Genomic DNA, 22,577 nt, shown 5'->3' with positions numbered 1-22,577 from the left:
AGACTAGCTGCGGCGCTTGAGTTTCCAGGATTACATGGCATGATGGCTGCTTCTTGTCACTCTTTCATTTCTGCCATGTCCGCGCTGCTCCGCCTGTTGTGCCTGTTGACCATTTTCCTGCTGCCCGCAGCCCATGCGGACGACGGCGTGCCGGCGCTCGTTGCGGAGGCCGCGTCCGTCGTGGCGCCGTCGCAGGCCGCGGCGGCCAGGACGGCGCCGCTGATGTTTGCCAACCGCAAAGTGTTTGTCTTTCGCGCCGCGCTGGCCGGCTATCCGCCCGATGAGCGAGCCACGGGCGCGCAGCGCCGGCTGGAAGGCGTGCTGGCCAAGAATGGCCCCTTGCAGACGAGCACGCGGATGATTCCCGAAGGCACGCAAGTGCTGCTCGATGGCGTGCAGCTGTTCGTCGTCGTGCCTGGCGATGTCAACCAGCTGGCCGGCGACACGACGGAAAGCGTGGCGAAAACGGCTGCCGGCGAGTTGAGCAAGGCCGTGCTCGATTACCGCGAACAGGGCAGCTGGCGCTACCTGTCGATCGCGGCCGCCGTGTGCGCGGCCGCCACCCTCGTGTTCTGGCTGGTGTGGATGGGCTTGACGCGTTTGTACCACTGGGCCAAGCGCCGCAGCGGCATCCTGCTGGCCTCGCGCCTGCGCGACGTGCGCCTGAAGAATGTGCGCGTGCTCGATGCCGAACACTACATCGCCTTCGCGTATCAGCTGCTGAGCGCCGTGCTGTGGGGCTTGCGCCTGATGGCCACCTATCTGTGGGCCGCCTTCGTGCTGGGCCGCCTGCCCTACACGCGTTCCTGGGGCGAAAGCCTGAGCGGCTATTTGTTCGACGTGGCCGCCGACGTCTTCCACGCCATCATCGGCGCCTTGCCGGGGCTGGTGCTGGTCTGCGTGATCTTCGCCATCGCGCGCCTGATCGCCGCCACGGCCGCCTCGCTGTTCAAGCGCGTGGAAAGCGGGGAACTGCAAATCGGCTGGCTGGACAAGGATACGGCCCTGCCGACGCGCCGCATCGCCAGCGTGGTGATCTGGCTGTTTGCGCTGGCCATGGCGTATCCGTATCTGCCCGGCTCGCATACGGCCGCCTTCCAGGGACTGTCCGTGCTGGTGGGCCTGATGGTGTCGATCGGCGCGTCGAGCATCGTGGGCCAGGGCGCCAGCGGCCTGATCCTGATGTACACGCGGGCCCTGCGCAAGGGAGAATATGTGCGCGTGGGCGACAGCGAAGGCACGGTGGTCGACGTGGGCATGTTCGAAACGCGGCTGCGCACGGGCCTCGGGGAAGAGGTGGCCTTGCCAAACGCCTGGGTGATGTCGCAAACGACAAAGAACTATTCGCGCGCCCAGCCCGGCGGCGGCTTCGTGCTCGATTCCACCGTCACCATCGGCTATGCCACGCCATGGCGGCAAGTGCACGCCATGCTGGAACTGGCCGCCTCGCGCACGACGGAACTGTCCACCACGCCGAAACCGTACGTGATGCAGCTGGCCCTGCAAGATTACTACGTGCAATACCGCCTCGTCGCCTACGCCAGCGCCGAAGTCCCCCGCCAGCGCGCCGAAGTGCTGAACCGCTTGCACCAGAACATCATCGACGTCTTCAACGAATTCGACGTGCAGATCACCTCGCCGCACTACATCGATGACCCGAAAGAGTCGCATGTGGTGCCGCCGGAGCAGTGGTTCAGGGCGCCGGCGAAGCGGGGGGAGGAATCGAGTGAGGTGGTTCCGCCCACCCCTTGAACGCCGGAAGTGGTCTGTTCGTGATAGACGAAATCATACGAGCTATCTTGGTTTTTTCTCGGAAGCGCAAGTATTATTGCCATTTGTCAGCTGAACCACTTGGAAGCCCCCGGCTGGGGCCGTGAGCAGGCAAAAATCTGCCGAGTAGCGTGAAGTGGGATCTGACGCGGATGGCGGCCTTCCCAGGAAGGATACGCCATACACTTTCCCCGCAACCAGTGGCGTTGCATCGCTGCTCTCGGCCCCCTCGGGAGCCTTCCCGTAGCGCACGCATCCCCTGTTTGGCAGTTGATAGGAGGGATCGCCAAACGAGGCATTGGGGAACATGACCGTCCATACATCTTTCCAGCCATTCGGCTCAGGTGTGCTGATCGTCAGCATCTTCAGGCTGACAGGACCCCTTGATCTTTCCTCTTCATTGGCAATCTTGAAGCAGGGAAGGCCTGCCTCTGTCATGACGGCGGCGCGGCCCATGCGCGACCACGCCGAGACATCGACACTCGTCAGCGCCGCAAGCAGGAATAGCAGTGTGTGACGCCATGGCATGGCGATTGTTGCATTATGGGACGAGCGAATGTACTGGGCAATTGTCATGTTTCCACGCTGGCGTGCCGCTGCCAATGGCGATGATTTTTCGTTCATCTGCGGAGGTGGCAGCGATGCAGAATTTTCCTCTATAGCCATAGGTAGGGTCGGAAGGATCATCTGGACGTCCATTCAAGAAGATGCTGTAAACCCGCCCGGTTTGCAGTTCAGGAGCGGGCATGCCATTTGCGCCCTGTGGAATATCGCCATAGAGCAGGCAGCTTTTTGATGAAAGCGGAATTTTTCTTCCTCCGCTCATCACATAGCTCCATACTTTGGTGGCCGGTTTTACTGACAGGTCTGAAATACTGAGTGCCCCCAGGAGTGGCTGACCGTTACGGTTCTCTTCCGTTTGTGAGATTGTGAAGCATGGCGTGCCATTGACTGAATTGATTTCAGCATCGGCGATGCGCGATGTTGCACCCGCATCAAGGTATGTCGACGAGAGGAGTGCGCTCGATATTCCCGCCAGGTAAATTCTTTTCACTTTTTCTGTTGATGAAAAAATCATTGAGTACCTCTTCATAAACTGCTTGGTCGTTAGCATATTGCTCTTGGCGCATTGCGGAAGAATCCTTTAAGTATTTCAATGCGTAGTAGTCGGCTAACAAGTCTCCCTGTGCCTCCATGTTGTAGTCGGCTAATTTTCTTTCGGACGACAATACGTACTTGTAGTCCAGTCCTATTCTGAATGCTCCACGCATGGCCACCGGATATTTCAGTTGATATTGCCAAATATGGACCATTTCATGAATGAACCAATGACGCTCGGTGTTATCTGCATTGGAAAAATCGTCCAGAAATCTCGACTCATGGAAATACATTTCCCCATTGGGTGTCATGGCAGTGTTTTTTGGTTGGAGCAGCCATAGATAAGGCCTCTTGTGAATTTTGACTTTGCTATAGTCGACGGCATCTTCAAAGATCATCCATGCCATGTTTATTTCAGCCTGGGTAAGTGGGCGAGCCATGCTATCGATTTTTACCTGTTTGACTGATGTGTCGATATCCTTGTCGGTAGTTTTTACGTCTTGTAGTTCCAGTATGATCGCCGTCGGCGCCACCGGGACAGGTGCAGCGAAGCAGCAGGGAAGGCTATCTTCTTGTGGGAAAAATTCCACCATCGTTATCTGCTCCTCCCGCTTGCTGGCGACGCGCCCCGTGCGCCCCTTCGCATCCGTCGTCCCCGTCCACGTTTCACCGTTGCTCAAGGTGAGGCGGTAGTCGGCGTGCGCCAGCGGTGCGTTGGCTTGCGAGACGAATTCCAGCTGCTCGTCATAGCCGCAGCACCAGCATTCGTCGGGCTGGCCGGCCAGGCGGTGCAGTTCGCAGCCGCTTGTCGCGTTGCGCAGGGTGGCGCCCAGCACGGGCTGGCCGTCGGCGCTGAAGGTGACGATCATGCTGTCGAAGCGTGCGCCCAGGCTGCTCTTCTGGTGCGCCACGAGCTTGACGAACGTCGCACGCGGTGGTGCTGATGACATGGTGCCTGGCCATGGGGACTCCGCGATAAAACGCCAGCGTAGGCCCGCGCCGCCATGCGGGTATTGACCGGGCGCAAGGCCTGCGCGCTTGCGTTAAGATGCCGGGCGTTTCAATGAACAGAAAGAGAACCATGTCCAGCCCATCCAGCATCGCAGTTTCCCACGCCGAATCCTCCCGCACCGCCCGTAGCCTGGCCGCCGCCCTGACCGGCGATCCGTTCTACCGCACCGTCACGGTGGCGTGCGGCGACGACGAGACGGCGCGGCTGGCCATGCTGGAAGCCTACTTCGCGCTGGCGCTGGAAGAAGGCCGCCAGGCGGGGCGCGTCGATCTGGCGGATGACGCGGGCAATGGCGCCGCCATCTGGACCACGGATACGCCGGCAGCCCAGCGCCAGGCGGCGTATGGGCAGCGCGAAGCCGCCTTGCGCGCGCTGCTGGGGGAGCAGGGCTTCGCGCATTTCACGGCCATCGTCGCGAACATGGAGCATGCGCTGGCGCAGCATGGTCTGCAAGACGCGTGGTATCTGTCGATCGCCGGCATCGCCCCGGCCGCGCAAGGGCAGGGGCTGGGCGCGTCCGTGCTGGCGCCGGGCCTAGCGGCCGTCGATGCGGCGCGTGCCGCGTGCTTCCTGGAGACCTACAACGAGCGCAGCCTGCCGTTCTATGCCCGTCTGGGCTTCGTGGCGGCGGGCCGCTACGCGGAAGCCGTCACGGGCTGCGATTACTGGCTGATGGTACGAGCGCCCCGCGCTGCCTGATTGACCATTTTGCCAATTTCTATACACTCGTCTTTTTGCTAACGACTAACAGACCTGGAGATGGAAATGCCGACCTTGCCACTGCGCCGCACCTTGCTCACGCTCGCCTGCCTGGGGGCCCTCGGCCACGCGCATGCCGATACCGTCATCGACAATGCCAACGGCTACACGCTCAACGCAGCCGGCAAGGTGGTGCGTTTCACGGCGCTGGCGTTTGACGACGCGGGCAAGCTGCTCGCCGTCGGCAGCGCCGCGCAGGTGAAACGCAAGGCGGCCAAGGGCGCCACGCACGTCGACGTGCAGGGAAAAACCGTGCTGCCAGGCCTGATCGACGCGCACGGTCACGTGTTCGGCCTGGGGACGATCGCCAGCGGCGTGATGCTGTACGGTTCTGCCTCGCTGCCGGCCGCCGTGCAGGCCGTGGGCGACTTCGCCAAAGCGCATCCCGAGCGCAGCTGGGTCGTCGGCAATGGCTGGAACCAGGAAATCTGGAAGCTGGGACGCTTTCCCACGGCAGCGGAACTCGATGCGGCCGAAAGCGCGCGGCCCGTGTGGCTGCGCCGGGTCGATGGCCACGCGGGCTGGGCCAACAGCCGCGCGCTGGCGCTGGCCGGCATCACGCGCGCCACACAAGACCCGGCGGGCGGCAAGATCGAGCGCGACGCGGACGGCAATGCCACTGGAGTGCTGGTCGACAACGCCATGGACTTGATGGATGCCGTGCTGCCCAAGCCGGGCGACGTGGAAAACCGCGCCGCCCTCGATGGCGCGCTGGCGCAGCTGTCTCAGGTGGGGCTGACCAGCGTGCACGATGCGGGCATCGGCCAGATGCAGGACCGGCTGTTCCGCGATTACGCGGACCACGGCAAGCTGACGGTGCGCGTGTACGGCATGATCGCGGATACGACGGACGACTTCGACGCGCTGGCGAAAAACGGCCCCCTGAACAGCTATGCGCGCGACATGTACGCCTTGCGCGCCGTGAAACTGCTGTCCGATGGCGCCCTGGGCAGCCGCGGGGCGGCCTTGCTGGCGCCGTACAGCGACGATCCGACTACTAGCGGCCTGCTGTTCTACCCTGACGCTGCCATGCGCGCGAAGATGGAAAAAGCCATGCGCGCCGGCTACCAGGTCAATGTGCACGCCATCGGCGACGCGGGCAACCATCAAATCCTCGACGGCTACCAGGCCTTGACCGCGCAATACCGCAGCGTGGGCCTGCGCCACCGCATGGAGCACGCGCAGGTGGTGCAGTTGTCCGACATCCCCCGTTTCAAGGCGCTGGGCATCGTGCCGTCGATGCAACCGACGCACGCCACCTCGGACCAGAACATGGCGGAGCAGCGCGTGGGTCACGAGCGCATCAAGGGCGCGTATGCGTGGCGCACCTTCCTCAAGCAGGGCTCGCGCATCGCCTGCGGTTCCGATTTCCCCATCGAGTCGCCGAACCCGTTCGAGGGCATCCACGCGGCCGTGACGCGGCAGAACAGCGAAGGCTTCCCTGCCGGCGGCTGGTACCCGCAGCAAGCGATGACGGTGACGGAAGCGCTGCGCTGCTTCACCCTCGACGCGGCTTGGGCGGCGCACCAGGAAAAGGTCATCGGCACCCTGGAAGCGGGAAAGTGGGCGGACTTCGTCGTCGTCGACCAGGACCTGTTCAAGGCCGAACCCAAGGCCATCGGCAAGACGCAGGTGCTGCAAACGTGGGTGGCGGGCAAGCGCGTGTTCGAGAAAAAATAGCGACTTTGGGCCTGCAAAAATATGTTGACTTGGTTGTATAGACAACCTATGCTGGTAGCACCAGAGCGGGCCAAGTACGCCCGCTCGCACCCTACGAGGAGACAGCATGAACAGCACAATGGACACCGATCCACGCTTTGATGCCAGCCGTTCCATCCGCGCCCCGCGCGGCACGGTCATGGCTTGCAAGAGTTGGCAGGCCGAGGCGGCCTACCGCATGTTGCAAAACAACCTGGACCCGGAAGTGGCGGAAAATCCGCAGCACCTGGTCGTCTATGGCGGCATCGGTCGCGCGGCCCGCAACTGGGCCTGTTTCGACCAGATCCTCGCGTCCTTGCGCGAGCTGGAAGACGACCAGACCTTGCTGATCCAGTCCGGCAAGCCGGTGGGCGTATTCCAGACCCATGCGGATGCGCCGCGCGTACTGATCGCGAACTCCAACCTGGTGCCGAAATGGGCCAACTGGGAACACTTCAACGAACTCGATCGCCAGGGCCTGTTCATGTACGGCCAGATGACGGCCGGCAGCTGGATCTATATCGGCACGCAGGGCATCGTGCAGGGCACGTATGAAACCTTCGCCGAAGCGGGCCGCCAGCATTTCGGCGGCGACTGGGGCGGGCGCTGGATCCTGACGGCGGGCCTGGGCGGCATGGGCGGCGCGCAGCCGCTGGCCGCCACCATGGCGGGCGCCGTCTCGCTCAATATCGAATGCCAGCAAAGCAGCATCGATTTCCGTTTGCGCACGCGCTACCTGGACAAGCAGGCGGCCAGCCTGGACGAAGCCCTGGAGCTGGTCAAGTACCATACGGAGCGCAAGGAAGCCATTTCCATCGGCTTGCTGGGCAACGCGGCCGAAGTGCTGCCGGAACTGGTGCGCCGCGCCAAGGCGGGCGGCCTGGTGCCGGACCTGGTGACGGACCAGACGTCCGCGCACGACCTGGTCAACGGCTATCTGCCGCGCGGCTGGAGCGTGTCGGACTGGAAGGCGGCGCAGCAGGACCCGCAGCGCCATGCGCGCCTGACGGTGGCCGCCGCCGATTCCTGCGCCGCCCACGTACAAGCCATGCTCGATTTCCACGCCATGGGCGTGCATACCGTCGATTACGGCAACAATATCCGCCAGGTGGCGTTCGACCAGGGCGTGAAGAACGCGTTTGATTTCCCCGGCTTCGTGCCCGCCTACATCCGCCCGCAGTTCTGCGAGGGCCGCGGCCCATTCCGCTGGGTGGCCCTGTCGGGCGACCCGGAAGACATCTATAAAACGGATGCGAAGATCAAGGAACTGTTCCCGCACCACAAGCAGGTGCACCACTGGCTGGACATGGCGCGCGAGCGCATCGCCTTCCAGGGCTTGCCGGCGCGCATCTGCTGGCTGGGACTGGGCGAGCGCCACATCGCCGGCCTGGCCTTCAACGAGATGGTGCGCACGGGCGAGCTGAAGGCGCCCATCGTCATCGGCCGCGACCACCTGGACACGGGTTCCGTCGCCAGCCCGAACCGCGAGACGGAAAGCATGAAGGACGGCACAGACGCCGTTTCCGACTGGCCGCTGCTGAACGCCATGCTGAACACGGCCGGCGGCGCCACCTGGGTTTCGCTGCACCATGGCGGCGGCGTGGGAATGGGGTATTCTCAGCATGCGGGCATGGTCATCGTGGCCGACGGCAGCGAAGCGGCGGCGAAACGCCTGGCCAGGGTACTGGTCAACGACAGCGGCTCTGGCGTGATGCGCCATGCCGATGCCGGCTACGAAACAGCGGCCGCCTGCGCCAAGCGCAACGGCCTGATTCTTCCCATGCTTCCTTGAGACTTAGACGCGAATGACTATGACACAGCACTCCAAAAGTTGGACGTTAAAACCCGGCGCGATGACCCTGGCCGACCTGCGCGCCGTCTGGGCCGCGCAGGCAAAATTGACCCTCGCCGCCGAGGCCTATCCCGTCATCGAAGCGTCGGCCGCCGCCGTGCAAGCCATCGTCGCCAAGGGCGATGCGGCGTATGGCATCAACACGGGTTTCGGCTTGCTCGCCAAGACGCGCATCCCCGATGAAAAGCTGGAGCAATTGCAGCGCAACCTGATCCTGTCGCACTCCGTCGGCACGGGAGAACTGCTGTCGGATGCCGTCGTGCGCCTGATCATGCTGATGAAGATCGGCAGCCTGGCGCGCGGTTTTTCCGGCGTGCGCCCGCTGATCGTCGATACCCTGATCGCCTTGTACAACGCGGGCATCATGCCGGCCATCCCCGCCAAGGGTTCCGTCGGCGCCTCGGGCGACCTGGCGCCGCTGTCGCACATGACGCTGGCCATGCTGGGCGTGGGCGACGTGCGCGTCAACGGTGAATTGATGGCGGCTCCCGAAGCGCTGGCGCAGGCGGGCATCGCGCCCGTGGTGCTGGCGGCAAAAGAGGGCCTGGCGCTGATCAACGGCACGCAAGTGTCGAACGCGCTGGCGCTGCATGGCCTGTTCATGGCCGAGCGCCTGCTGGAAGCGGCCATGGTCACGGGCGCGCTGTCGCTCGACGCGGCCAAGGGCAGCGATGCGCCGTTCGACGCGCGCGTACACGCCGTGCGCGGGCAGCCGGGCCAGATCCTGGCCGCGCAGATGTACCGCCAGCTGGTGGCGCACAGCGCGATCCGCGCCTCGCACCTGGAAGGCGACGAGCGCGTGCAGGACCCTTACAGCCTGCGCTGCCAGCCGCAAGTCATGGGCGCCTGCCTCGATTTGATCGTCAACGTCGGCCGCACCCTGCTGATCGAAGCCAATGCCGTCACGGACAATCCGCTGATCTTCCAGGATGGTCCCAACGGACAGGCGGAAATCGTCTCGGGCGGGAACTTCCACGCCGAGCCGGTGGCCTTTGCCGCCGACACCCTGGCGCTGGCGATTTCCGAAATCGGTGCGCTGGCCGAGCGTCGCATCGCGCTGCTGATCGACGCCACCCTGTCCGGCCTGCCGCCCTTCCTCGTGCGCGACCCGGGCGTCAATTCCGGCTTCATGATCGCCCACGTGACGGCTGCCGCGCTGGCATCGGAAAACAAGTCGCTTGCCCATCCGGCCAGCGTCGACAGCCTGCCGACTTCCGCCAACCAGGAAGACCATGTGAGCATGGCCACGTTCGCCGGGCGCCGCCTGGACGACATGGCGCACAACACGGCCGTCATCGTCGGCATCGAGCTGCTGGCCGCCGCGCAGGGCATCGATTTCCACCGTCCGCTGAAAACCTCGCCGCACCTCGAGCATGTCCACCAGCAGCTGCGCCAGAAGGTGCCGTTCTTCGACGCCGACCGTTTCTTCGCGCCCGATATCGAAGCGGCCAAGCAGATGGTGCTGCAGGGTGAGTTGAGCAGCACGTGCAAGAATTTGTTCGCCCCGCTGTACGCCTGAGCGGGAGCAAGGAGACAAGCATGGATTTTCGCTTCAACGAAGGCAGCATCCCGCTGCTCGTGTCGATGCCCCACGTGGGCACCGACATACCGGACGATATCGCCGCGCGCATGACGCCGCAGGCCTTGATCAAGGCCGACACGGACTGGCATCTGCGCGAGCTGTATGGCTTTTTGCAGGAGATGGATGCATCCGTGCTGTCGGCGCGCTGGTCGCGCTACACCATCGACTTGAACCGCCCGCAGGAAGACACGAATCTGTATCCGGGCCAGGATACGACGGGCTTGCTGCCCAACGATACCTTTCACCGCGAGCCGCTGTACCTGGCTGGCCGCGAACCCGATGCGCAGGATGTGCGGCAGCGCTTGCAGCGCTACTGGGCGCCGTATCATGCGCAGCTGCGCGCGGAACTGGACCGTCTGCTGCGCGTGCATGGCGCCGTGGTGCTGTGGGATGCCCATTCCATCGCCTCGCGCGTGCCGCGCTTCTTTGACGGCAAGCTGCCCGACCTGAACTTCGGCACGGCCGATGGCGCCAGCTGCGATGCGGGCCTGACCTCCGCCGTGGTCGATATCGCGCGCGCGCAGGAGGCATTTACCGTGGCGCTGAACGGCCGCTTCAAGGGCGGCCATATCACGCGCCATTACGGCCAGCCGGCGCAGCGCGTGCATGCGATCCAGCTGGAGATGTGCCAGTGCCTGTACATGGATGAGGCAGCGCCATTTGGCTACCGGCCCGACCTGGCGGCAAAGGTGCAGCCGTTGCTGCGCCAGATGATGGAAGCGGCCGTGGCATGGGTGGCGCGTTGAGCGGGTGTTTGTTCGCGCGCCACGCGCTGCTGCCGCAGGGCTGGCGCCGCGACGTGCTGCTGGAGTGGGACGCGGCCGGCGATTTGACGGCGGTGGCGGAAAACGCCGCGCCGCCTGCCGGCGCCGAAGTGGCCGAATATGTCTTGCCCGGCATGGTCAACCTGCATTCGCATGCCTTCCAGCGGGCGCTGGGCGGCATGACGGAAGTCGCGGGGGATGGGCCGGATAGTTTCTGGACCTGGCGCGACCTGATGTACCGTTTCGCGCGCCACATCACGCCGGAGCAGATGGAAAGCATCGCCGCGCAGCTGTTTGCCGAATGCCTGCGCCATGGCTACACGGCGGTGTGCGAATTCCACTACCTGCAGCGCGATATGGCCGGTGCGCTGTATGCGCGTCCCGCCGAAACGGCCGAACGGGTGCTGGCCGCGGCGCGCATCAGCGGCATCGGCATGACCATGCTGCCCGTGCTGTACAGCCATGCAGGCTTCGGTGAACAGGCGTTGAACGCGGAACAGGCGCGCTTCCGCACCGATGCGCAAGATGTGCTGCGCATCGTCGAAGCACTGGCGCCGCAGCGCGGCGGGCAGGTGGAGGTGGGCTTTGCGCCGCACTCGCTGCGGGCCGCTGGCGTGGCGCAGATCCGCGAAGTGGCGCAAGCGCTGCCCGCGGATCGCCCCATCCACATCCACATCGCCGAACAGCAGGGCGAAGTGCGCCAGAGTCTCGATTACAGCGGCCGGCGTCCGGTGCAGTACTTGTACGACCAGGTCGACGTCGATGCGCGTTGGTGCCTCGTGCATGCCACGCATGTGCAGCCAGATGAAGTGGCGCTGATGGCTACGAGCGGCGCCGTGGCGGGCCTGTGCCCGACGACGGAGGCGAACCTGGGCGACGGCCTGTTCCCGCTGGCCGAATTCATCGCCGCCGGCGGGCGTTTCGGCGTTGGCAGCGACAGCCATGTATCGCAGTCGCCCGTCGAGGAATTGCGCTGGCTCGAATATGGCCAGCGCTTGCAGCGCCAGCAGCGCAATGTGGCCGCCACGCCGGACCAGCGCCATGTGGGCGACTACCTGTGGAAGGCGGCCTTGCAGGGCGGCGCGCAGGCGGCCGGGCGCAAGCTCGGTGCGCTGGTGCCGGGCTGCCGCGCCGACTTGCTGGTGCTCGACGAGACGCATGTGAACCTGTGCGGCGTGGCCATCGACAATGTGCTGGGCAGCGTGCTTTTCTGCGGCAACGACAACCTGGTACGCGACGTGCTGTGCGGCGGCCAGTGGCAGGTGCGCGACGGGCGCCACGTGGCGCAGAACGCCATCGCCGCCGCCTACAAGCGCACGCTGGCGCAACTGAGGGCGCTCTGATGGCGACCTTCATCCCGCAGGAGTGCCTGCGCGCCGCGCCGTGGAAAAACGGCGGCGGCAGCACGATGGAAATCGCCATTTCTCCGCCCGGTGCCGGCCTGATGGAATTTGACTGGCGTATCAGCCTGGCGACGATCACGGCCAGCGGGCCGTTTTCCAGCTTTCCCGGCATCGACCGCAGCCTGATGCTGGTCGATGGCGACAGCGTGCAGCTGACGCTCGATGGCACGCGCAAGGTGACCTTGAGCGCTGCGCAACCGATGCTGTGGTTTCCCGGCGAAGCGGCCGTGCTTGCGCAGGTCAAGGGGACGACGACGGATTTCAATGTGATGACGCGGCGCGACCGCTGCCGCCACCAGCTGGAAAAGATCACGGTGCCGGGCAAGCTGGCGCGCCGCAGCGCGGCGACCCTGCTGTTTGTCGCCGGCGAAGGCCACGTGCTGGCGCGCGGTGGCGAGCAGCAGTTCGCGCTGGCCCGCCATGACGCGCTGCTGCTGGACGCCGACGATGCGCAGGAATGGCGGCTCGACGCCTTGCAGCGTTCGGCCGTTTTGTGCGTCGACCTGTTTACCTAGGGAGGGAAGCGATGCAAGACTGGGATCTGGTCATCCACAACGTCCATTTGGCCACCATGGAGCAGGGCTACGGCGAGCTGCTGGACGCAGCCATTGCCGTCAAGGATGGCCGCATCGCGTGGTTCGGCCCCGGCGACGAGCTGCCGGCCAGTAGCGCCGTGCTGCACGACGGCCAGGGCTGCTGGCTCACGCCCGGCCTGATCGACTGCCATACGCACATCGTCCACGCGGGCAACCGCAGCGACGAATTCGAGGCGCGCCTGAATGGCGCCAGCTATGAAGACATCAGCCGCGCCGGCGGCGGCATCATGTCCACCGTGCGCGCCACGCGCGCGGCCAGCGACGATGAATTGCTGCGGCAAAGCCTGCCCCGCGTGCTGGCGCTGCTGGCCGAGGGCGTGACCACCCTGGAGATCAAGTCCGGCTACGGTCTCGACGCGGACAGCGAGGCGAAGATGCTGCGCGTGGCGCGCAGAATAGGGGAGCAGCTGCCCGTGTCCGTGCGCACCACCTTCCTCGGCGCGCACGCGCTGCCGCCCGAATATGCGGGCCAGGCCGACGCCTACATCGAGCTGCTGTGCGCGCAGATGCTGCCCCAGCTGGCCGGCGACGGCCTGGTCGACGCCGTCGACGCCTTTTGCGAGCGCATCGGCTTTACGCCGGCGCAAACGGAATTCGTGTTCGAGGCGGCGAAAGCGCTGGGGCTACCTGTGAAACTCCATGCCGAGCAGCTGTCGGACCTGGGCGGCGCGGCGCTGGTGGCGCGCTACGGCGGCCTGTCGGCCGACCACCTGGAATTCCTGTCGGACGAGGGCATTGCCGCCATGGCGCAACATGGCACGGTGGCCGTGCTGCTGCCTGGCGCGTACTACTTTTTGCGCGAGACGCAGCCGCCGCCTGTTGCGGCATTGCGCGCGTCTGGCGTGCCGATGGCCGTGTCCACCGATTGCAACCCGGGCACCTCGCCCATGACGTCAATACTGCTGGCGATGAACATGGCGTGCACCCTGTGGCGTCTCACGCCGCAGGAAGCGCTGGCTGGTGCTACCTGCCACGCGGCGCGCGCGCTGGGCTTGCAGGACCAGACGGGCAGCCTGGTGGTGGGCAAGCGCGCCGATTTCGCCCTGTGGCGCATCGCGCGCCCGGCCGACCTGGCGTATGCGCTGGGACTGAACCCTTGCGCGGGCGTGGTGCATGGCGGTGTCTGGCGCGCGCCGGTGGTAAGCTTGCCGGATTGATCATCCGTCCTGGAGCGCCGCGTGCGTGCTGCTTGTTTGCTGTTTTACCTGCTGTTGTTGCTCCTCTTCGCCGCCGCACCTGCGCATGCCATGGATGGAGGCACCTTGAAGGTGGGCTCGAAGCGCTTCACGGAATCGTATATTCTCGGCGAAATCCTCCAGCAGAGCGCCGCGCCGCACGTCAGGGCGCAGCACCGCCAGGGCCTGGGCAACACGGCCATCGTGCTCGCTGCGCTGCAGGCGGGCAGCATCGACGTATATGCCGAATACATGGGCACCATCGCCAGCGAAATCCTCAAGCACGACAAGGCCATCGATCTGGCGCAGATGCGGCGCGAACTGGCGGCGCTGGGGCTGGGCGTGGCCGTGCCGCTGGGCTTCAACAATACGTATGCGCTGGCCATGCGCGGTGATGAAAAATCCATCGCCAGCCTGGGACAGCTGGCGCAGCATCCGGCCCTGACATTCGGCCTGTCGCATGAATTCATCGGCCGGGTCGATGGCTGGCCGGGCCTGGCCGCGCGCTATGGCTTGCCGCAGCGCCCGCGCGGCCTCGATCACGGCATCGCCTATGAAGCGCTGGCGCAGCGCCAGGTGGACGTGATCGACATTTATTCGACGGACGCGAAGATCCGCCAGTACGGCTTGCGCGTGCTGGCCGACACGCAGCAGTATTTTCCCCGCTACGACGCCATGCTCCTGTACCGGCTCGACGTGCCGCAGCGTTTTCCCTCCGCTTGGCAGGCTTTGCTGCGGCTGCAGGGACGCATCAGCGAGGGCGACATGATCGCCATGAATGCGGCCGTGGAAATCGATGGCAAGACTTTCTCTGACGTGGCGCGGCAGTGGCTGGCGTCCGGCACGCAGGCGAGCAAACCGGCCGCCGCGCGCAGCAATCTGCTCGATAAAATCATCGGCGACGACTTGTGGACCCTGACGCGCCAGCATCTGACCCTGGTACTGCTGTCGGTGGCATTGGCGTGCGTGATCGGCATTCCGCTGGGCGTGCTGGCGGCGTTTTCGGCGCCGCTGCGGCAAACGGTGCTGGCCTTCGTCGGCGTGCTGCAGACGGTGCCGTCGCTGGCCCTGCTGGCGATATTGATCCCCGTGCTGGGCATGATCGGCACCGTACCTGCGCTGGTGGCCCTATTCGTGTATGCCTTGCTGCCCATCGTGCGCAACACGTGCACGGGCATCCTGCAGGTGCCGCAGGGCTTGCGCATGGCGGCGCTGGCGCTGGGTTTGAACAAGCGCGATCGCCTGCTGCACGTGGACTTGCCGCTGGCCTTGCCGGTGATGCTGGCGGGCGTGAAAACGGCGGCCGTGATGAGCGTGGGCACGGCCACCATCGCCGCCTTCATCGGCGCCGGCGGTTACGGCGAACGCATCACCATCGGCCTGGCGCTGAATGACAACGACATGCTGCTGGCCGGCGCGATCCCCGCAGCCGTGCTGGCCCTGCTGACGCAAGGCTTGTTCGAGCTGGTGGAGCGCTGGGCCGTGGCCGGCCGGCAGCACTGACGGCATCACGGTTACAGCGAGTGCAGTTTGGAGCGCACCGAGACGACGGCCTGGTGCAGGATGCGTTCAGCCTGGAAATCGTTCTCGCGCTGTTCGGCGATGGCTTGCAAGTCGCGCGTATAGCGTTCCAGGCGGGAGCGCAGGTAGGCGCGGTAGATTTTCATGACGAGCGGTTTGGCAGAGACATTCATGATGTGGCTCCCAGGTGCGTAATGATGCGTTCATTTTGTGTGAGCGGAATGCTGCCACTTTGCGCCATATCAAATGCCATGACCTCGTCAAATTGGCGCGTTTGACATTGCACAATGCCCCCCAGACCTAAGATGCCACACTGAATCTTCCCTGCTCGCCTGGTCATCATCAGTCGTCGCAGGCCCTGATTCCCTCAAGCATACTCAAGGAGCGTCGCATGGTCATTTTTGCCGTGGTTGCTGGCTGCATCGCCTGTTTGACAGTGTACCAAATCTATAAAAATGCGCAGGGTGGCAGTGGGGTTGCGCAACAACATATCGGTTTGCACGGCACATTGATTGAACCACGGAAATAATCAGTGTCTTTCAAGCGACACTCGGTGACACTTGGTTGGCAGATTTAAGTCAAATGTAAGGCCCGGTAAGCAAATGTAAAGGTCGGCGTGTTGGCAAGCGGCAGCGTTTATATTGATAACCGTTGATTGCATTCTCCCCCCTCCCACTTGACAATGGGTTCACCCCGCGGTGCCGCTAGCCCGCGGGGATTTTTTTGGAACTTACGCTACAGTTCCCCTCCTTGCAGTTCCCGCTCCAATCAGGCCGGCTTTGGCGTACCTGCCGACAATTGCGTCAAGGCATCGCCGGCGACCCGGCAGATGCGCCAGTCCGGCATCACGTCCGCACCCATGCCCTTGTAGAAGTTGATCGCGTTTTCATTCCAGTCCAGCACCGACCATTCGAAGCGGCCGCAATCGCGTTCGACGGCCAGTTGCGCCAGCGCCACCAGCATCTGCTTGCCATAGCCCTTGCCGCGCACCGATTGCTTCACATACAGGTCTTCCAGGTACAGGCCCTTGCGGCACAGGAAGGTGGAAAAATTATGGAAGAACAGGGCGAAGGTCACCACTTCACCATCTTCTTCGCCGACCAGCGCTTCGCATGCGGGATGGGCGCCGAACAGGCTGTCGTGCAGCATGGATTCCCTGGCGATCATCATGTGCTCGAGTTTTTCAAACACGGCCAGTTCATGGATCATGCCAAAGATGGCAGCCACGTCGGATGCGGTCGCGGGACGAATGGCGAGGGAGGAAGAGGTGCTCATGTTGCCTTTGTTGGTGAAGTGGTGGAAAGGGAAGCAATGGTACTTGTCTTGCGCGCGCCCGACGTCAGGGCCCAGGCCACACTGGACAGGCACAGCACCATGCCCGCCCATTCGATGGCGGCGGGCCGGTAGTGTTCGAACTGCACCGACAGCAGTACGGAAATGACGGGCGTGACGACGCCGATGTACACGGTCTTTTGCGTGCCGATGCGGGCGATTAACGTGAAATAGGCGCTGAAGGCGATCACCGAGCCGAAGATGGCCAGGTACAACAATCCCATCCAGTAACTGGGGCGCGCGGGCAACTGCCAGGGCTGCCCCGTGGCGATGGCCCAGACGGCCACCATCAAGGTGCCCCACAGCATGGTCCAGGCCATGGTCAGCATCACGTTGCCGGAATGTTCGCGCACTTTCATGACGAGGGCATTGCCCACCGTGCTCGACACGGTGGCCACCAGGGCCAGCATGAAACCGAGCAGGAAATGGCCATTCCCGCCGCCCAGAATATCGTGCAGCGCCGCGCCGATGGACTGGTAAAACAGCAGCACGATGCCGCAGATGGCGACAAATGCCGCGCAGCAGGTACTCCAGGTGATGGGCGTGCCGAAGGCGATGCGGTTGAGCAATGGCGTCCAGAAGACCATCAGGGCAAACAGCACGCTGACGAGGGCCGACACCAGGTATTGCTCCGAGCTGTACGTGCACACATAGCTGAGGGCAAACGAGGCCAGTCCCTGCAGCAGCATCCATTGCTGCGCGCGCCAGGGCAGGCGCAAGCGGTCGCCGCGCAAGGCGCACCAGGCAAACAGGGTGGCGGACGCGAGGCCGAAGCGGTAGACCACGGAAACGGCGGGGGCGACATCGCCCAGCTGCAAGGTGATGGCCCAGAAGGTGGAGCCCCAGATCAGGCAGGCAATGATGAACAGGAGAGGAGAGGACATCGCGCAAGTATACGGATATCGCGCGGGGATGGCGAGTCCCGGCCGAGCTTGCCCAATGTGCCGTCAGGAGACACCCGGGATTGAGCCAGCGCAGTGCTTCTGGAAAATGTTGAATTTATGAAAATACTTACATTAATATCAAGTAAATATTTTCTGAATTGCATCTTTAAAGGGGAGACGCCATGCCAGCCTCACTGCAGATCAAAATATGGAGCGTGCTTGTGTATGTCGTCGTGACCGCTGTGCTTGCCATCTGGCTGCACCCTTCCGCCTTGCTCGCTGCCGGCGCATTCGGCTGAGCGCATGCGCCGGCAAGCAGATCAATGCGTGACGCGGGTCTTGCGGCCATCGGACAGCAGGCGCACGCGCTCGCCCGGGCGGAACAGTTCGTCGGCATCTTGCACGATGGCGCGCATGTCGCCATTGTCCAGGCGCACGGTGATTTCCAGGCCGGGTTTGTTCGAGGCATTCGCTTCGATGCTCTTGCCGGCCATGCCGCCCGCGACAGCGCCGAGGATGCTGGCCGCGATGGCGCCCTTGCCGCCACCGACGGTCGAGCCAGCCACGCCGCCCAGCGCCGCGCCGGCCAGCACGCCCGTGCCCGTTTCACCCTTGTCGATGGTTACCTGGCGCACGGATTCAACCGTGCCCATGCGAACCGATTGTTCGTTCTGCGCCTGGCGCGCATTGTAGACATTTGCCGAGTTCGGTTGTACGGCGCAGCCGGCCAGGGTGGCGAGCAATGCCACTGCAATAATTGGTGCTTTCATATGGGACTCCCTTGGACAAAAGTTGGTTGCCGATTGCGTCGACCGGCAGATGATGACTTATCATAAGGACACTTGCCTCAGATAACTAGTTGCGAATAGTAAAAATCTGTTACCGGCCCAGCGTAACCACATGACTACATGAGCACTTGCCGCTCAATACGCCAGCCGCAGGCGCCGGTACAAAAATCCCAGCACGAACAGCGGCCCCACCAGTAAAAAGCGCAAGTCGTCCAGAAACGACGGTTTCTTGCCTTCGATCTGGTGGCCGATGAACTGGCCTATCCAGGCCAGCACGAACAGCGCCAGCGACACGGGCAGGATGGTCAGCGCCGGCATGAGCAGCAGCAGGCCCAGCATGGCGGCCAGCATCGCCAGCATGCCCGCAGCAAACGGACGTGACAGCTTGTAATAATAGTATAAGGCCAGAATACTGCCGAGCAGCGCCACGCTGGGATGTATGCTCCACAGCAGCCCCAGCAGGCTGAAAACGATCAGCGGCACGCACACGATGTGCACCCATTCATTGACATGGTTGCGGTGGCTTTCGCCATACTGGGCCAGCAGGGTGTCGATGGTGCGCATGGGCGGTCTCTTGTTTAGGGATAGTTGTCCGGGAATTCTACACCGTCGCGTGGCCGGGTAAAATGGCCCTTCATTTCCCCTTCCGGACCGCTCATTTGAATAGCCCAGCCTTCTTGCCAGACGTGGTCGCCGACCCGCGCAAGCGCTGTTTCGATCCCGTCGTCGACGCCGATACGCGCTTGCTGATACTGGGCAGCCTGCCCGGAGAAAAATCGCTGGCGCACAGCCAATACTATGCGCATCCGCAAAACAAGTTCTGGATGCTGCTGGGCGAGGTGCTGGGCGTGGATCTGACCAGCCTGCCTTACGCAGTTCGCTTGAGTACCTTATTGGCGCACGGCGTGGGCCTGTGGGACGTGGTGGCGCAGGCGCAGCGTACGGGCAGCCTGGATAGCAATATCCGCGCCCGCGACGACAACGACCTGGTGGCCCTGGCCGCCAGCCTGCCGCAATTGGACACGATCGCCTTCAACGGCGGCACGGCAGCCAAGCTGGGCATCAAGGTGCTGGGCGAGCACGCGCAGCGCTACCGCATCGTCAGCTTGCCGTCGAGCAGTCCCGCCTACACCCTGGCGTATGCGCACAAATTGCAGGCGTGGCTGGCTTTGCGCCGGTGAGATGGCATGTCAGGCGGCAAGCCTGTGCATGAGGCGCTGCGCCTGTTCCTGCCGGTACTGGCGCCGCCAGAACCAGGCGATGCAGATCAAACCCAGCAGGGATGGCGCCAGCTGCGTCCAGGGCTGGCCCATGCGCAGCAGGTTGCCCGCGGCGGCCGAAAGCATGGCGAACAGCGAGGCGAGCAGCTTGTAGATATGTTCATAGCGCCACAACATGCCATGCCAGCGGCGGGGAAAGAGCCAGCGCGCGGCGTCGTAGACGAGGATGGTGGCCAGGCCGCCCAGCGAGGACAGCACGACGATGGTTTGCTGTCCGGAAGCATCGTGCTGCAGGCGCAACAGGATCATCCCGCCCGCCGCCAGCGCGGCTGCCGTCATCGCGCCATCGACGGCTTGCGGACCGGCATCGCGCGTGTACACGGCGCGCCAACCGCTCAGCAGCTGGTACAGCACCAGCACCGTCAGCACGGCAAAGACGGGGCGATAGTCAAACAGCAGATTGCCTATGGCGGCCGTGGCGCAGACCAGCAAGGTCAGCCACGCGAACAGCCTGCCGCGGCGGCGGTGCTGCGGCGTGCCCTTGGCCGTGGTCAGCAGGAGCAGGCCCAGGCCGATGGCGGCGCTGCCGGCCAGCACATGGGTGACAATATTGATCAGTTGCGGCTGGGGCATGCGCATCTCCGGAAGGTGCGCCAGGCTGGCGCGCGCTCGCGGAGATGGTATCTTGATAATTGCCGCTTGCCAAGATGGCAGGCGACGGAGGAGGCGACGGGACTTACGCCGGCGCGTACGGCTGCGCTTCCAGCGGCTGTCCCTTGGCGTCGAATTTCAGCGCCACGGACAAGCGGGTCACGCCGATGGTGGCCAGCGCGTCGCAGATGTCGTCGACTTCATCCTGCAGGTCGGCGGCCAGGTCCAGCGGCTTGTCGGCGCTGTGCAGCAGCTCGCCGCCCGCCGTGCTGACGTTGACGCGCAATAGCATTTCGCCGTGTTCATCGGCCGGGCCGACGACCACCGAGACGTCGCCGGCATCGACGTTGTTTTCCGCCAATGCATGGTTGATGCCGGACATCATCTGCAGCATCGCATACTCGCTCATGCCTTGTTCCTTGCCGCCGTGGAACAGATCCTGATAGAGGAAACTCACTTCCAGGGCGTTGCCGGCCGGCGCCAGGCAGCGTTTTACCAGATCACCCACTTCCGTCGTCCATTGCTGGTAGCGGGCCATGCGCGCATCGAACCAGGCATCGAGCGCCGCTTCGTCCTTCGGTTCCGCATAGAACGGGTCGTCCACGCGTTTCAAGGCAAAGCCCAGCAGGAAGCGCAGCTCGACGGCCGTGTCCTGCGGGCCGAAGGCCGTCTCGCTCCAGCCGACGATGCTGCTTTCCAGGCCCGGCGTGGCGACGATCTTCTTGTCTGTCATCGACGCGTAGGCGTCGCGCACCATCTCGTGCAAATGGCTATAGGTGATGCGGTCGATTTCATCGAGGTCGTAGGCATGGCTCATCAAGACGACCTTGGCCTTGGCGCTTTCCAGTTCTGCCTGCTGGAAACTCTTCACCAGCGCTTCGAAAGCGTCCTGGTCCTGGAAGCTGTCCGCTTCCTTCAAACCGCCCGTGCTTTGCACCAGCAGGGGCACGACAAAGGCGTTGATTTCCATGGCCGGGGCATTCTCGCGGCGGATCACGGAAATGGACGCCGCTTCTTCGATATGGCTGCGCAGGTACTGGTAGGCGCCCACGTCTTCGTACTTGGCGCGCTCGATGGCGTCATACAGGATTTCATCCTTCTTTTGATTCAAGGCCTTGCGGATCAGGCGGCCGAACTCGACGGCTTGCTCGGCCAGCACCGTGCCTTGCGATTCGCTGTCTTCCTGCTCCGCCAGGTTCAGGGCCATCGTGCACAGCATGCGCGTGACGGACTCGTCCTTGTCTTCAGGCGTGTTGGCGGATTTACGGGGGACAGGGCGCTTATTTTTGGGCATGGCGATCAACAGGTTAATAAATACGGGTCAGGCAAACGGAAACGGGCGCCAGGGCTTTGCCGGGCGCCGGAACGGATCATACAGGCGGCCGCGGCCGCCCGATACATCAATGGTCGGTATCGAACATCTCGTGCAGTTCGTCGAGCAGGTCGGCGGCTTCTTCCTGCGACAGGCCGAGATGCTGGCAGGCAAGTTCTCCGCCCTTGTCCCACTCCAGCGAGGTACTGTTGCCATGGTAGCGCTGAATGCCCTTTTCGGCCAGCAGCGACAGGGCGACGAGCGAGCGGATGGCATCGTCCGTGGACGGGTCGGCCAGCACCGCGTAGTCGTGGTGGTGCAGGATGGCCCACGAGACGTCCGAGGACAAGCCCCAGTTGCGTGCCAGCAAGCAGCCGATGGCCGCGTGGTTGGTCTGGTGGCGCGCGTCTTCCAGGGTCGTAAAACAATTGTGCGCATCGTTGGCGGCCGCCGCGTAGGTGTTGACGTAGTCGGGGAAGCGGTTCATCAGCAGGGGCACGCCGATATCGCAGAACAGACCGAAGGTATGGGCGATGTCGGGCGGGGCGATGCGCAGCTTGCGCGAGGTAAATACCAGCGCGCGCGCGCGCTTGGCCGACACATCCCAGAAGTTGGTCAGTTCCACGCCTTCCGCTTCCAGCGCCTGGCGTGCCAGCAAGCCCGTCATCATGGCGCTGCACTGGTTGATGCCGAGAAAGTTGATACCTTGCTCGACGGACTTGGCCTTGCGCGCGGCGCCATAGAAGGGCGAATTGGCCAGTTTCAGCAGGGCGCCGGACATGCCGACATCGTCGGCGATGATGCGCGCGATGCGGCGCGGCGACGGGTCTTGCTCCGCCAGTTCGCGCTGCAAGTCGACCAGCAGGCTGGGACGCGGCGGGATGCGGATGGAACGCATCAAGGCGTCAACCGGATCTTCCTGCTCTACCTGCTTTTGCGCTGCCGCTCTCATCATCACGCTTTCATCATCATTTTTGTGCCCGGTGCTTATTCTGTCGTGCGCTGCCGCTGCCTGCTTCATGAGCGTCTGGCGCAGTGCCCGACGATTATCGCTGTTTATGCATGGCAATAGTTCATATCTGCAATATATTGTCGCAAAAATTCCCGTTTTGGCCTGGACTCGCCGCCATTTTCGTCATTTTACGACGCTGCCCATCCTG

Annotated in this window: 23 protein-coding genes; 12 read left to right on the top strand and 11 right to left on the bottom strand. The window is 63.7% G+C overall.

Annotation, left to right across the window (positions count from 1 at the left end):
• Positions 1-75: 75 nt before the first annotated feature.
• Entirely contained in the window at positions 76-1,752 is a 1,677-nt protein-coding gene (locus LSO07_RS26645; protein WP_070254612.1) for a mechanosensitive ion channel family protein, read from the top strand.
• A 42-nt stretch (positions 1,753-1,794) separates the two neighbouring features.
• On the opposite strand, the gene LSO07_RS26640 is transcribed toward LSO07_RS26645, so the two are convergent.
• The 3 genes from LSO07_RS26640 to LSO07_RS26630 are packed head-to-tail and all read right to left on the bottom strand — an operon-like array spanning position 1,795 to position 3,818.
• Positions 1,795-2,346 (bottom strand): hypothetical protein, encoded by a 552-nt coding sequence (locus tag LSO07_RS26640; RefSeq protein WP_151097176.1) that lies wholly within the window; start codon positions 2,344-2,346, stop codon positions 1,795-1,797.
• Positions 2,312-2,848, bottom strand: a complete 537-nt coding sequence (locus tag LSO07_RS26635; protein ID WP_151097174.1) for a hypothetical protein — start codon at positions 2,846-2,848, stop codon at positions 2,312-2,314. The genes LSO07_RS26640 and LSO07_RS26635 overlap by 35 nt, the downstream gene beginning before the upstream one ends.
• A complete protein-coding gene (locus tag LSO07_RS26630; protein ID WP_151097172.1) occupies positions 2,766-3,818 on the bottom strand; it encodes a hypothetical protein in 1,053 nt (350 codons plus the stop codon). The genes LSO07_RS26635 and LSO07_RS26630 overlap by 83 nt, the downstream gene beginning before the upstream one ends.
• 131 nt (positions 3,819-3,949) lie before the next feature.
• On the opposite strand from LSO07_RS26630, the gene LSO07_RS26625 reads away from it, so the two are divergent.
• From LSO07_RS26625 to LSO07_RS26585, 9 genes are all read left to right on the top strand, one after another.
• Complete coding sequence (locus LSO07_RS26625; RefSeq protein WP_151097170.1) at positions 3,950-4,579, top strand: GNAT family N-acetyltransferase; 630 nt, start codon at positions 3,950-3,952, stop codon at positions 4,577-4,579.
• Between the two features lie 66 nt (positions 4,580-4,645).
• Positions 4,646-6,319: an amidohydrolase gene (locus LSO07_RS26620; protein ID WP_151097167.1), complete on the top strand. Its 1,674-nt coding sequence runs from the start codon at positions 4,646-4,648 to the stop codon at positions 6,317-6,319.
• Positions 6,320-6,425: 106 nt separating this feature from the next.
• Positions 6,426-8,129 (top strand): urocanate hydratase, encoded by a 1,704-nt coding sequence (gene hutU / locus LSO07_RS26615; protein WP_151097165.1) that lies wholly within the window; start codon positions 6,426-6,428, stop codon positions 8,127-8,129.
• A 19-nt stretch (positions 8,130-8,148) separates the two neighbouring features.
• Positions 8,149-9,708, top strand: coding sequence for a histidine ammonia-lyase (gene hutH, locus LSO07_RS26610; RefSeq protein ID WP_151097163.1), 1,560 nt, complete (start codon positions 8,149-8,151; stop codon positions 9,706-9,708).
• A gap of 20 nt (positions 9,709-9,728) precedes the next feature.
• Positions 9,729-10,517, top strand: a complete 789-nt coding sequence (gene hutG / locus LSO07_RS26605) for an N-formylglutamate deformylase (protein ID WP_151097161.1) — start codon at positions 9,729-9,731, stop codon at positions 10,515-10,517.
• A complete protein-coding gene (locus tag LSO07_RS26600; protein ID WP_151097159.1) occupies positions 10,502-11,878 on the top strand; it encodes a formimidoylglutamate deiminase in 1,377 nt (458 codons plus the stop codon). Before hutG ends, LSO07_RS26600 begins: the two co-directional genes overlap by 16 nt.
• Positions 11,878-12,453: a HutD/Ves family protein gene (locus tag LSO07_RS26595; protein ID WP_151097157.1), complete on the top strand. Its 576-nt coding sequence runs from the start codon at positions 11,878-11,880 to the stop codon at positions 12,451-12,453. The genes LSO07_RS26600 and LSO07_RS26595 overlap by 1 nt, the downstream gene beginning before the upstream one ends.
• An 11-nt stretch (positions 12,454-12,464) precedes the next feature.
• Positions 12,465-13,691: an imidazolonepropionase gene (hutI, locus tag LSO07_RS26590; RefSeq protein WP_151097155.1), complete on the top strand. Its 1,227-nt coding sequence runs from the start codon at positions 12,465-12,467 to the stop codon at positions 13,689-13,691.
• A 90-nt stretch (positions 13,692-13,781) separates the two neighbouring features.
• Positions 13,782-15,212, top strand: a complete 1,431-nt coding sequence (locus tag LSO07_RS26585; protein ID WP_191909800.1) for a glycine betaine ABC transporter substrate-binding protein — start codon at positions 13,782-13,784, stop codon at positions 15,210-15,212.
• Between the two features lie 11 nt (positions 15,213-15,223).
• Here the strand turns inward: LSO07_RS26585 and LSO07_RS26580 are convergent, their stop codons facing one another.
• Entirely contained in the window at positions 15,224-15,403 is a 180-nt protein-coding gene (locus LSO07_RS26580; protein WP_034746290.1) for a hypothetical protein, read from the bottom strand.
• A 218-nt stretch (positions 15,404-15,621) separates the two neighbouring features.
• Here LSO07_RS26580 and LSO07_RS26575 point away from each other — a divergent pair, with 218 nt between their 5' ends.
• Positions 15,622-15,759: a hypothetical protein gene (locus tag LSO07_RS26575; protein ID WP_157751284.1), complete on the top strand. Its 138-nt coding sequence runs from the start codon at positions 15,622-15,624 to the stop codon at positions 15,757-15,759.
• Positions 15,760-15,998: 239 nt separating this feature from the next.
• On the opposite strand, the gene LSO07_RS26570 is transcribed toward LSO07_RS26575, so the two are convergent.
• The 4 genes from LSO07_RS26570 to LSO07_RS26555 form a co-directional block, all read right to left on the bottom strand.
• Positions 15,999-16,505: a GNAT family N-acetyltransferase gene (locus tag LSO07_RS26570; RefSeq protein WP_151097153.1), complete on the bottom strand. Its 507-nt coding sequence runs from the start codon at positions 16,503-16,505 to the stop codon at positions 15,999-16,001.
• Positions 16,502-17,446 carry a DMT family transporter gene (locus LSO07_RS26565; RefSeq protein ID WP_151097151.1) on the bottom strand — a complete coding sequence of 315 codons (945 nt, stop codon included), beginning with the start codon at positions 17,444-17,446 and terminating at the stop codon, positions 16,502-16,504. Before LSO07_RS26565 ends, LSO07_RS26570 begins: the two co-directional genes overlap by 4 nt.
• Before the next feature lie 320 nt (positions 17,447-17,766).
• A complete protein-coding gene (locus LSO07_RS26560) occupies positions 17,767-18,216 on the bottom strand; it encodes a glycine zipper 2TM domain-containing protein (RefSeq protein ID WP_034780449.1) in 450 nt (149 codons plus the stop codon).
• Between the two features lie 153 nt (positions 18,217-18,369).
• Positions 18,370-18,798: an Mpo1 family 2-hydroxy fatty acid dioxygenase gene (locus tag LSO07_RS26555; protein WP_034780447.1), complete on the bottom strand. Its 429-nt coding sequence runs from the start codon at positions 18,796-18,798 to the stop codon at positions 18,370-18,372.
• A gap of 95 nt (positions 18,799-18,893) precedes the next feature.
• On the opposite strand from LSO07_RS26555, the gene LSO07_RS26550 reads away from it, so the two are divergent.
• Complete coding sequence (locus tag LSO07_RS26550; RefSeq protein ID WP_151097149.1) at positions 18,894-19,415, top strand: DNA-deoxyinosine glycosylase; 522 nt, start codon at positions 18,894-18,896, stop codon at positions 19,413-19,415.
• A gap of 9 nt (positions 19,416-19,424) precedes the next feature.
• On the opposite strand, the gene LSO07_RS26545 is transcribed toward LSO07_RS26550, so the two are convergent.
• The 3 genes from LSO07_RS26545 to LSO07_RS26535 all read right to left on the bottom strand — a co-directional run bounded on the left by LSO07_RS26545 (position 19,425) and on the right by LSO07_RS26535 (position 22,372).
• On the bottom strand, positions 19,425-20,087 hold the full coding sequence (locus LSO07_RS26545; RefSeq protein WP_151097147.1) for a hypothetical protein: 663 nt from the start codon (positions 20,085-20,087) through the stop codon (positions 19,425-19,427).
• Between the two features lie 103 nt (positions 20,088-20,190).
• Positions 20,191-21,399, bottom strand: coding sequence for a hypothetical protein (locus LSO07_RS26540; protein WP_092608634.1), 1,209 nt, complete (start codon positions 21,397-21,399; stop codon positions 20,191-20,193).
• A gap of 106 nt (positions 21,400-21,505) precedes the next feature.
• Positions 21,506-22,372, bottom strand: coding sequence for an HDOD domain-containing protein (locus LSO07_RS26535; RefSeq protein WP_151097145.1), 867 nt, complete (start codon positions 22,370-22,372; stop codon positions 21,506-21,508).
• Positions 22,373-22,577 lie beyond the last annotated feature (205 nt).

Origin of the sequence: Janthinobacterium sp. PLB04 (assembly GCF_021165895.1) — a bacterium.
Classification (GTDB): Bacteria; Pseudomonadota; Gammaproteobacteria; order Burkholderiales; family Burkholderiaceae_D; genus Janthinobacterium; species Janthinobacterium lividum.
Note: the sequence above shows the minus strand (reverse complement) of the source record. Positions and strands in the feature narration are given on the sequence as shown.